We start from the raw sequence: 10,219 nt of genomic DNA, 5'->3' as shown, positions 1-10,219 counted from the left end.
CCCCCCCCCGCCCCCCCCCCCCCCCCCCCCCCCCCCGCCCCCCCCCCCCCCCCCGCCCCCCCAACCCCGCGGGGCCGCGGCGGCCCCGCCCCCCCCCCCCCGCTACCTGATGCGCAGGAGGCGGCCCGCGTGCGTGGATGTGCTCTCGGGCGACGTTACTATGAGGCGGTACAGGTACAGTCCCGAGGGCAGGGCCCTTCCGCTTATTTCAATGCCGCGTCTCCACCCGGCGGGAAGACTCTCCGCAGGTACGGTTAACACGCGACGGCCCGCCACATCCATCACCTCAACCGTCACGCGTGCCGACCAGGGAAGATCAAACACCAGGCGCGTCGACTGCCGAAACGGATTGGGATAATTGCCGCGCACGGCAAACATTTCCGGCAACACCTCGCGCTCGACAGCCACCGGCGAATACACTTCAATATTGAAGTGCAAACTGTCCGCAGACCCGTTGGTATCGATCGCCTTGTATGTGTACGGCACGGGGGCCGCCGTGACCTGCCTCGGCGTCCCGCTGATCGTACGCGTGGATGCGTCATAGCTTATTCCTGCCGGCAGCTTTGGAGTCAGCGCATAGCCAATCGGCGGCACGCCGCCAACAGCTTCGGGCAGTGCCAAGGGGGCAATCGGATGGGTACGCGGATAGGACTGGTTTGCCACTGCGTCTTCAAACGAAACCGCTGCTGCCACCGCAAGGGTGAACGTCAGGCTCACGGAGGCTCCGCCATTGTCCACGGCGGAATAGGTGTAAAGCACGGCAGCGGCACCCTCCGCCGGTACGCCACTAATCGTCCGCGAGCTGTCCTCGAAAATGAGACCGGCAGGCAGTGCCGGTTCCAATGTGTAGACGTAGGGCAGTTGCCCTCCGGATGCTTCGGGAAGCACAATCTCTACGATTGCCGCACCCTCTGTGAAAGTGTGGTCTGCAATTCCGTCAGCAAACTGCAGCGCCGTACATGTGGGACCATCTACGTATCGAATGCTGCTTAGCCACGCCTGGAATTCGTTGTCCTTTGGCGCACACAGATCCTGGCCGCCAAAGTAGAAGGTTTCAAGCTTGTCCAGTTGCAGGAGACTCCTCGGCAGTACTCCCGTCAAAGCGTTTTCATGCATCTCCAGCCTCCGCAACTGTGAGAGATCACCCAATTCGGGCGGGATCGGTCCGGTCAGAGTATTGCGCGACAGATTCAGCCGCTGCAACTGCGAGAGATCACCCAGTTCGCTCGGAATCTCACCAGAAAGCGAGTTATTCGACAAGTTCAGCATTTGCAAATGCAGGAGGTTCCCCAATTGCGCCGGAATCTCGCCCGTTAGATTGTTGTAACTCAGAAACAGCCAGATCAGAAAACCATTGAAGAGATCGACCCCGTGCCAGCGGTACAGTTCGTCCTCCGTAGGCATAATTGTGAAGTCCCACTTGTCGTTGTCGTTCCAATTATCGCCACCCGTCGCCCTGTACAACGCGCTCAGACTCTCGTAAACGGAATCGAGTTCGTAATTGATGCGAAGGCTAATCATGTCCGGCCCGTCCGCATGCGCCCCCTCACGTACGCGCGTGTAGAGGCGGACCCATTGATTGGCGGGCGCGTTCGTGGTTACCGCAAACTCGAAACGGACTATGACCGAGTCGCCGCTGGCCAGGGATCCGACGTAAGACTCAGCCAGTGTCATATCCAGAAACGCGTATGGCTCAGCGCCGACGAGACCAACGGAGAGCTGCCGGGCGTCAATGAGGTAGTTCACCATCGTAGCTGTGATGGTCACTCTGTCGCCGGAAGCAATCTTGCGGTTTCGATCGCTATCCGTCCAACTCCATCTCTTCAGGCGGACGGCGGGCAAGGTAGGCTCTTGGACCGCTGCAAGCGCGTTTACGTATCCCCGACCCAGTTGCCCCGCCAGTCCCGGGTTTTCCGCGTCTATGTTCTCGCTCGTTAGTCGCACATGTTCCCGCACCGCATCCGGTGTCATTTCGGGAAACCGCGTCTTCACCAAGGCCGCCACACCGGCCGTCAGCGGCGAGGCAGCTGACGTACCGCCATACAGATCGTACCCGTTGTTACGATACGTCGACGGAATGGAAACGCCGGGGGCAAAAACGTTTACCAGCTTTCCGTAGTTCGAGAAATCCGCCTTAACCCGCGAATCTTTTTCTGTAGCTCCTACAGACAGCACGCGCGGATGTCCGGCTGGACGGATCGGATGCACGTCGTTGTTGCGGCCTTGGTTGTCGGCTGCTGCCACCACGAGAGCACCCATATCCGTGGCTAGATTCAGAGTTTGGTCAGGAAGCCTGAACAGGGATTGGTACGTCCCGGACCTTCCACTAACCCAGCTCGCGTTGATGATGTCCGCTCCGTTCACGGCTGCATATAAGATGCCTTCATAGCTATAGCCTGAGATATGCATGATCTCGGCGTTCCATGCTGGACCGGCTATGCCCACACCGTTATCGGTCACCGCACTCGCTGAACCCGCGCTGGCGGTGCCATGATAATTATCAAGGGAAGGCGGTGTTGGATCGTTGTCATCGTGGTCGTTAAAATCGACGCCGTGCACATCGTCTATGAATCCATTGTTGTCGTCGTCCTCGCCATTGTCTGGAATCTCATCCGAATTGGTCCAGACGTTGCCCACAAGATCCTCGTGGCGCCACTCTCCACCCGTGTCCACGATCGCAATCACGACCCGGGGCGACCGGTTTTCACCTTTAACCACTTCCCATGCCTCAGGCAAGTACATGTGCCGTAGGTGCGTCTGCCCTCCAAATCTCGGATCATCAGGGTCTGCATGTTCCCGTGTGGTCAATGCCGACGTGTGGTTGACTAGGACAGGCTCTGCATAGACCACGCCCGGCACGCCGTCGAGTTGCTTTGCCACGAGCCTGGGGGCTGCATCGGCGTGATACCGCACATAATACGTGCGGCGCAGCGCCATTAGATTGCGACGCGTCTTCGGCGTTGGCACCACATGATCCAGAAACAGATACACACGCTCAATCGTGTGTACACCGAGGGTCGCTGCCATACGGTCAAAGGTCTGGAGTCCCGTGCTGCTGGACTTGTTTGCGAACGAGACCTCTGGTGAAAACTGTACAACGATCACGTTCGGCTCATGCTCTGGCGCAACTTGTGCTGTGAGCATGGGCGCCGTACGCAGAGATGTTATCACCAGTATCAAGATAGCCCGAAATACGCGCGTGGTTACCCTGTCAAGTCTCTCGGCAGACCTGCCTGCTCTCGGTAAGGGCTTGGACAAGTGAAGAGATTTCGGGAAGCGCATCATGGACAGTCGCTTGGACGAAGTTATCCGTGCCCCATACAACTCCTACAGTCGTGTCACAACGAGCCTGACCTGATTCTTCCTTTCCCGGGAGCCGTCAGCAACGTACTCTCCGCCGTTACCACCAACAACTAGCCTTCTTGGCATCGCCAACAGCGGGGTGAAAGGCGTAGCAATTGTCGATTTTCTGGAACTCAATGGTCCCATTTCCAAGTGAATATTTAAAATGCGCACCACGTGAAGGTACGCAATATTGCGACAAAACGGTTCCGGTTAATAAGGTCTACGTACACAGTTGCGATGCCATCGTAGATGAGAGCCAGCAGTCCGGGGTAAATTAAACACTGATTCCAGCCTGTGGGCGGAGCTTGGACTCGAATTAGGCTGTCGGCACCGTCGTTCCAGAGGGGATCGATGGGTATTTCATATAGGGTCAAGCGAAAAACAGAGGCTTCGTACAAGCAACGAAAGTGGAAGAAACCCATGAACGGAGGCTGTAATCTCCTCGGATCTTGTTAAGAAGAGATGCGCGGCTTATATTAACCCCCAAGCAATGCATGATGAATCCCGTAGAGGGCAGCCGGATTGGTTACATGACAGCCTTCTGGTGTATAAGGGTATGGAGTTCCTGAGCAAAGGGAACGAATTCTTTCCAGAGTAATTGCAGGCGTGTATGCGCGTTTCATTGTTTTTCTTGGCAGCGGTTTTCCTGGTTGCGTCCAGCTTCCTGTCGGTTAGGCTCCGTTATTTTAACACGGAGTTCGATGCCGGGGTGATTACGGTTACCTGGGAAGCACAGGAGGAGACAGATGTCAAAACGTACGAACTCTTTCGGAAGTCTGGCCAAGCAGAGGACTTTTCAAAAATTTCGGATATCTCCGTGCATGGGGTGAACACCCCGTACAGGGTGCGCGATGACAAGGTTTACAAGTCGCCGGCAGCGACCGTTGATTATCGTCTGGAGGCGGTATTGACCAATGGCCTACGGCAACGGATAGCGGAGAGCAAAGTAAACTATACTCCCACGGCTATTCCACGGAGCTGGGGCAGTATCAAGGCGATGTTTCAGAATTAGTGTGCCCCGTTTATGCACACACTGATTCTTGGTAAAGAGCGGATTGAACGAACACTTGCACGCCTCGCCTGTGAGGTGGACGAGCGGAATCAGGGCACTGAAGGATTGGTTCTGTTTGGGGTCGTGCCGAAGGGGATTCTTGTGGCCCAAGCCCTTGCACGACATATCAGTGAGATCGCGGGGCGCAGTGTGGTTCCTGTTCCGCTGGATTTAGAGGATCCGAGCCAAAAACCAGAGGATGTGACCGGGAAGGTAGTGGTCATTGTTGATGACGTTCTTTACACGGGTCGAACCGCGCACCGCGCGGTTGCAGCTGTATGTGAAATGGGATCGCCAGCCCGAATTCAGTTAATGGTTCTCATAGACCGTGGGCATCGCGAAATGCCGTTGCAACCTGATTATGTCGGACGCAAGCTGCAAACCAAATACCGCGAGCGCGTAGATGTGGATGCAGAAGAGGGCCTATCGGTGTACCTCACCGAGTAAATCCAAGTCCGTGCTAATCTTTAGGACCTGGGCATCGAATCGTATCAGAGGTATGTAGGGGCCTTTTGACGCGTCATTGTCTCTGCTAGTGCATCAACGGACCGACAACCTAGTCTTCAGGGATTGCCATATCCATTCGGCAGTCGGATTTCTTGCATGGTCGCCAGCCGGGGTCCCCTTGAGTTCCACAACCCTAAAGATGCGATCAGTTTGAAGATTCGCTGCCGCCATTAATCTCTAATCCAAGGAATCGGCAGTCGTAAACAAGCGGATGTCCGATCCTTCCGGCGAGAGTTCTCCCGGTTCAGGGGACTGTCGTAGAATCAGGGGATTGTCGGGATCTCCCTCCTGATCCAGTAAGCGAGGCCAAAAAAACAAAGCGCGAAGCAGGCTGTCGGCTGTGTGATGGCGCTGCCCGACTACATCAGGCACTTCGACAAGTCGATTTAGGTTCAAGCCGCGCCCATACCAGACCGTGACGCTGTCCCCCCGGGGGACAAGAGATCCCGCGACCGGGTCCGTGCGCGTCACCGCACCAGGATCGGGGCTGGGAATCGTATCAGGCTCTTCGTGGACGATCAGGCCCGCGGCCCTCAACGCCAGCCGCGCATTGCGGCGGGATTGTGTGCTCACATCAGGAACGACTACATCCTGTTCTAATCCACGATAGATGGAGAGATAGATTCGTCGCCTAGGCCTTACGGATGCACTTGGGCGTGGGGTTTGAACTGCAACCAAGCCCTGCAGACTGTCCGGCCCGATCCGAGAAGTGGTGTCGCCAAATACAAGTCCGACAGAATCAATCGCCAAAAGAGCTTCAGAAATGGGCATGCCCCGAAAATCAGGAACGGAAACCACCTCACTCTGGCGCGTGACTCGAGGCATGATGACTTGGTCAACCGTGAGGTATAGTGCAAAAAACACCACTATCAGCAGTGCTGCGCCCCATTTGAGGTAAGGATTCTTCCGTAGAGGGAGGCGTTTCACAGGGACTCAGGAAAAAAATAAAAAAAAATCACAAAAACGGGAAATTTTGGGAACAACGGATTTTTTGGCACAGTTAGACGCGGTCTTTGCTATGATCAGCATAGCGGAATTACTGCTTAGCCAGTCTGTTCTTTCCCTGTTTTCAACTTCCGGTTTTACGCGTCACCGCAGGATCTGGTGCCACGGTTTATAGCTGGAGAGAAAAAAGAAAAACAGGGATCCTCACAGATTTGTTTTAGTCAAAAAAATTCCGTACGTTGGTACTCCTGCCTTTTGGGGCAGGCACAGTTCTTTGACAGGTTGAGAGTATAGCGAGTCCTTTGTCGATTCAGACAAGGATCCGGTTGTTCTGTTATGGAACAGCCAATCCAAATTTAGTCAGGAAGAGTGTGCTATAAGTGCTCACATAAAAAGTTCAAAATCTCTAACTACGGAGAGTTTGATCCTGGCTCAGGACGAACGCTGGCGGCGGGCTTCATACATGCAAGTCGAACGAGAACGCGTCCTTCGGGACGCAAGTACAGTGGCGCACGGGTGAGTAACGCGTAGGCAACCTGCCCTCGAGTGGGGAATAACCATCGGAAACGGTGGCTAATACCGCATGCTGTCGCACATCGCATGATGTGTGATGAAAGTCTTCGGACGCTCAAGGATGGGCCTGCGTCGGATTAGCTTGTAGGTAGGGTAATAGCCTACCTAGGCTACGATCCGTAGCTGGTCTGAGAGGACGATCAGCCACACTGGCACTGAGACACGGGCCAGACTTCTACGGAAGGCAGCAGTAGGGAATATTGGGCAATGGGCGAAAGCCTGACCCAGCCACGCCGCGTGGAGGAAGACACCCCTATGGGGCGTAAACTCCTTTTATATGGGAAGAACACCTCCCTCAGGGAGGCTTGACGGTACCGTATGAATAAGCACCGGCTAACTCCGTGCCAGCAGCCGCGGTAATACGGAGGGTGCAAGCGTTGTCCGGATTCACTGGGTGTAAAGGGTGTGTAGGCGGGACGGTATGTCAGAGGTGAAAGCCCACGGCTCAACCGTGGAACTGCCTTTGAAACTGCCGTTCTTGAGTCTCGGAGAGGTCGCTGGAATTCGTGGTGTAGCGGTGAAATGCGTAGATATCACGAGGAACACCAGAGGCGTAGGCGGGCGACTGGACGAGTACTGACGCTGAGGCACGAAAGCGTGGGGAGCAAACAGGATTAGATACCCTGGTAGTCCACGCCGTAAACGATGGATGCTCGGTGTTGGCCCTCATTGTGGGGTCAGCGCCCAAGCTAACGCGTTAAGCATCCCACCTGGGGAGTACGCTCGCAAGAGTGAAACTCAAAGGAATTGACGGGGGCCCGCACAAGCGGTGGAGCATGTGGCTTAATTCGATGCAACGCGAAGAACCTTACCCAGGCTCGAACGCGGTCGGACAGGTCTTGAAAGGGATCCTCCTTCGGGTCGATCGCGAGGTGCTGCATGGCTGTCGTCAGTTCGTGTCGTGAGATGTTGGGTTAAGTCCCGCAACGAGCGCAACCCCTGTCACTAGTTACCAGCGGATCATGCCGGGGACTCTAGTGAAACCGCCTGCGCAAGCAGTGAGGAAGGTGGGGACGACGTCAAGTCATCATGGCCCTTACGCCTGGGGCTGCACACGTGCTACAATGGGTGATACAATGGGCAGCCACCTCGCGAGAGGGAGCCAATCCATAAAATCACTCCAAGTTCGGATTGGAGTCTGCAACTCGACTCCATGAAGCCGGAATCGCTAGTAATCGCGTATCAGCAACGACGCGGTGAATACGTTCCCGGGCCTTGTACACACCGCCCGTCAAGCCATGGAAGCTTAGGGTACCCGAAGTCCGTGACCCAACCTTGGAGGGAGCGGCCGAAGGTAAATTAAGTGACTGGGGCTAAGTCGTAACAAGGTAGCCGTACGGGAACGTGCGGCTGGATCACCTCCTAAAGAGAGCCTTGAGACAACAGTCTTCCGAATCGGCAGGACTCGCTATACTCTCCCCTGGTTTTGCAAGTGGACAGATCCCGCATTTCAGGGGCTGTAGCTCAGGTGGTTAGAGCGCACGCCTGATAAGCGTGAGGTCGGAGGTTCAACTCCTCCCAGCCCCACCCCGCAGGCCCAATACGGTCCTTAAATGCGAGGGGTTATAGCTCAGATGGTAGAGCATCGGTTTTGCATACCGAGGGTCGCCGGTTCGAATCCGGCTAACTCCACTAGGATCGAAGGTTGATCCAAGTTCTTTGACATGATGATATTCGCCAATATGAACAACACGCAGAAATGACGAAAGCCTATATGGTTTTCGTCCGAGCGTAAACGAGCGCAGAGAACTCCTCCACCGGGAGTTCTCGCGAACCTGACTTGTGTAAAATCTCAAAGGTAATAAGCAAGAAAGGGCGCATGGTGGATGCCTTGGCACGGGCAGGCGATGAAGGACGTGATAAGCTGCGATAAGCCACGGGGAGCTGCAAACAAGCTCGGATCCGTGGATCTCCGAATGGGGCAACCCGGCACTTTCTGAGTGTCATCCCTGGGCTGAATACATAGGCCCTTGGAAGCGAACCCGGGGAACTGAAACATCTAAGTACCCGGAGGAAAAGAAAACAATAGTGATTCCCCAAGTAGTGGCGAGCGAACGGGGAACAGCCTAAACTGATGTGGTCTCGGCTGCATCGGGGTTGTAGGGCTTGCAATATGGATCAGGCGTTGAAGAGGAATCCTGCTGGAAAGCGGAACCGAAGAAGGTGAAAGTCCTGTACGCGTAAGACAAATGATCCTAGCGATGTCCCTGAGTACCACGGGGTCGGAGAAGCCTTGTGGGAAGCTACCAGCACCATCTGGTAAGGCTAAATACTAATCCGTGACCGATAGTGAACCAGTACCGTGAGGGAAAGGTGAAAAGAACGCCTAGTCGGCGAGTGAAATAGTACCTGAAACCATGCGCTTACAACCAGTCGGAGCCTGATTTATCCATTCATTTGGATAAGGATGGTGACGGCGTGCCTTTTGCATAATGAGCCTACGAGTTACACCTCACTGGCAAGGTTAAGTGCTTCTGGCACGAAGCCGTAGCGAAAGCGAGTCTGAATAGGGCGCCACAGTCAGTGGGGGTAGACGCGAAACCGAGTGAGCTACCTATGGGCAGGGTGAAGCGTGGGTAAGACCACGTGGAGGCCCGAACCGCAGTACGTTGAAAAGTGCCCGGATGACCTGTGGGTAGGGGTGAAAGGCCTATCAAACTCGGAAATAGCTCGTACTCCCCGAAATGTATTTGGGTACAGCGTCGCAATAGTGTATCGGAGGTAGAGCACTGATTGGGCTAGGGCCCTTCACCGGGTACCAACCCCAGACAAACTCCGAATGCCGATACTACGTTTTGCGGCAGTGAGGGCATGGGTGCTAAGGTCCATGTCCGAGAGGGGAACAACCCAGACCGACAGCTAAGGTCCCCAAGTTCAGTCTAAGTTGATCAAAGGAGGTCGGATTGCTGAAACAACCAGGATGTTGGCTTGGAAGCAGCCATTCATTTAAAGAGTGCGTAATAGCTCACTGGTCGAGCGATCCGGCATCGAAAATTTGCGGGCATTAAGACTGGCACCGAAGCTCCGGGTTTCCTATCGGAAGCGGTAGGGGAGCATTCCAGCGGCGGCAAAGCAGTACTGCGAGGTGCTGTGGAGCTTCTGGAAAAGAAAATGTAGGCATGAGTAACGATAAGACAGGTGAGAAACCTGTCCGCCGTAAGCCTTAGGGTTCCTGTTCAACGTTAATCGGAACAGGGTTAGTCGGGACCTAAGCCGAGGCCGAAAGGCGTAGGCGATGGAAAACGGGTCAATATTCCCGTACCACCAACAAGCAATAGAGTAAGGCGTGACGCAGAAGCGTAAGGTCCGCGCACAGACGGATGTGCGTTGAAGTGCGTAGGCTGGATGGGTAGGCAAATCCGCCCGTCCGCTAAGGCTGAACCACGACAGTAGCGGGAGTCTTCGGACGAACGCATAGTGGCCCCAAGTATGCTGCCAAGAAAAGCGTCGTATTCTGCTCAAGGTGCCCGTACCGTAAACCGACACAGGTAGGCGAGGAGAGTATCCTCAGGCGCTCGAGTGATCCGTGGCTAAGGAACTAGGCAAAATTGCTCCGTAACTTCGGGAGAAGGAGCGCCTCCCTCTATTAAAAGCGGGGGGAGGCCGCAGTGAAAAGACCCAAGCGACTGTTTAACAAAAACACAGCTCTCTGCTAAATCGCAAGATGATGTATAGGGAGTGACACCTGCCCGGTGCCGGAAGGTTAAGGAAGGGGGTTAGCTGCTTGCAGCGAAGCTCACGACTGAAGCCCCGGTAAACGGCGGCCGTAACTATAACGGTCCTAAGGTAGCGAAATTC

At 55.2% G+C, this 10,219-nt stretch carries 4 protein-coding genes, 2 tRNA genes and 2 rRNA genes; 6 read left to right on the top strand and 2 right to left on the bottom strand.

The genetic code is table 11. From position 1 onward, the window contains the following. Window positions 1-102: 102 nt before the first annotated feature. Window positions 103-3,285, bottom strand: coding sequence for a S8 family serine peptidase (locus tag F4Y64_00740; GenBank protein MXX96132.1), 3,183 nt, complete (start codon window positions 3,283-3,285; stop codon window positions 103-105). 670 nt (window positions 3,286-3,955) lie between these two features. Here F4Y64_00740 and F4Y64_00735 point away from each other — a divergent pair. Together F4Y64_00735 and F4Y64_00730 are read left to right on the top strand one after the other, a co-directional pair. Next, window positions 3,956-4,357: a hypothetical protein gene (locus tag F4Y64_00735; protein MXX96131.1), complete on the top strand. Its 402-nt coding sequence runs from the start codon at window positions 3,956-3,958 to the stop codon at window positions 4,355-4,357. Between the two features lie 12 nt (window positions 4,358-4,369). After that, on the top strand, window positions 4,370-4,843 hold the full coding sequence (locus tag F4Y64_00730) for a bifunctional pyr operon transcriptional regulator/uracil phosphoribosyltransferase (protein MXX96130.1): 474 nt from the start codon (window positions 4,370-4,372) through the stop codon (window positions 4,841-4,843). A gap of 237 nt (window positions 4,844-5,080) precedes the next feature. Here the strand turns inward: F4Y64_00730 and F4Y64_00725 are convergent, their stop codons facing one another. After that, window positions 5,081-5,728, bottom strand: coding sequence for a PASTA domain-containing protein (locus F4Y64_00725; GenBank protein MXX96129.1), 648 nt, complete (start codon window positions 5,726-5,728; stop codon window positions 5,081-5,083). Between the two features lie 528 nt (window positions 5,729-6,256). On the opposite strand from F4Y64_00725, the gene F4Y64_00720 reads away from it, so the two are divergent. The 4 genes from F4Y64_00720 to F4Y64_00705 all read left to right on the top strand — a co-directional run. Next, window positions 6,257-7,789, top strand: a 16S ribosomal RNA gene (locus F4Y64_00720). Between the two features lie 85 nt (window positions 7,790-7,874). Next, a tRNA-Ile gene (locus F4Y64_00715) sits at window positions 7,875-7,948 on the top strand. 32 nt (window positions 7,949-7,980) lie between these two features. Beyond that, a tRNA-Ala gene (locus tag F4Y64_00710) sits at window positions 7,981-8,053 on the top strand. Window positions 8,054-8,220: 167 nt separating this feature from the next. Next, window positions 8,221-10,219 (top strand): 23S ribosomal RNA (locus F4Y64_00705); the annotation flags it as partial.

It is taken from the genome of Rhodothermaceae bacterium (assembly GCA_009838195.1).
Taxonomy (GTDB): domain Bacteria; phylum Bacteroidota; class Rhodothermia; order Rhodothermales; family Bin80; genus Bin80.
This window is presented reverse-complemented; position numbering and strand designations above follow the sequence as displayed.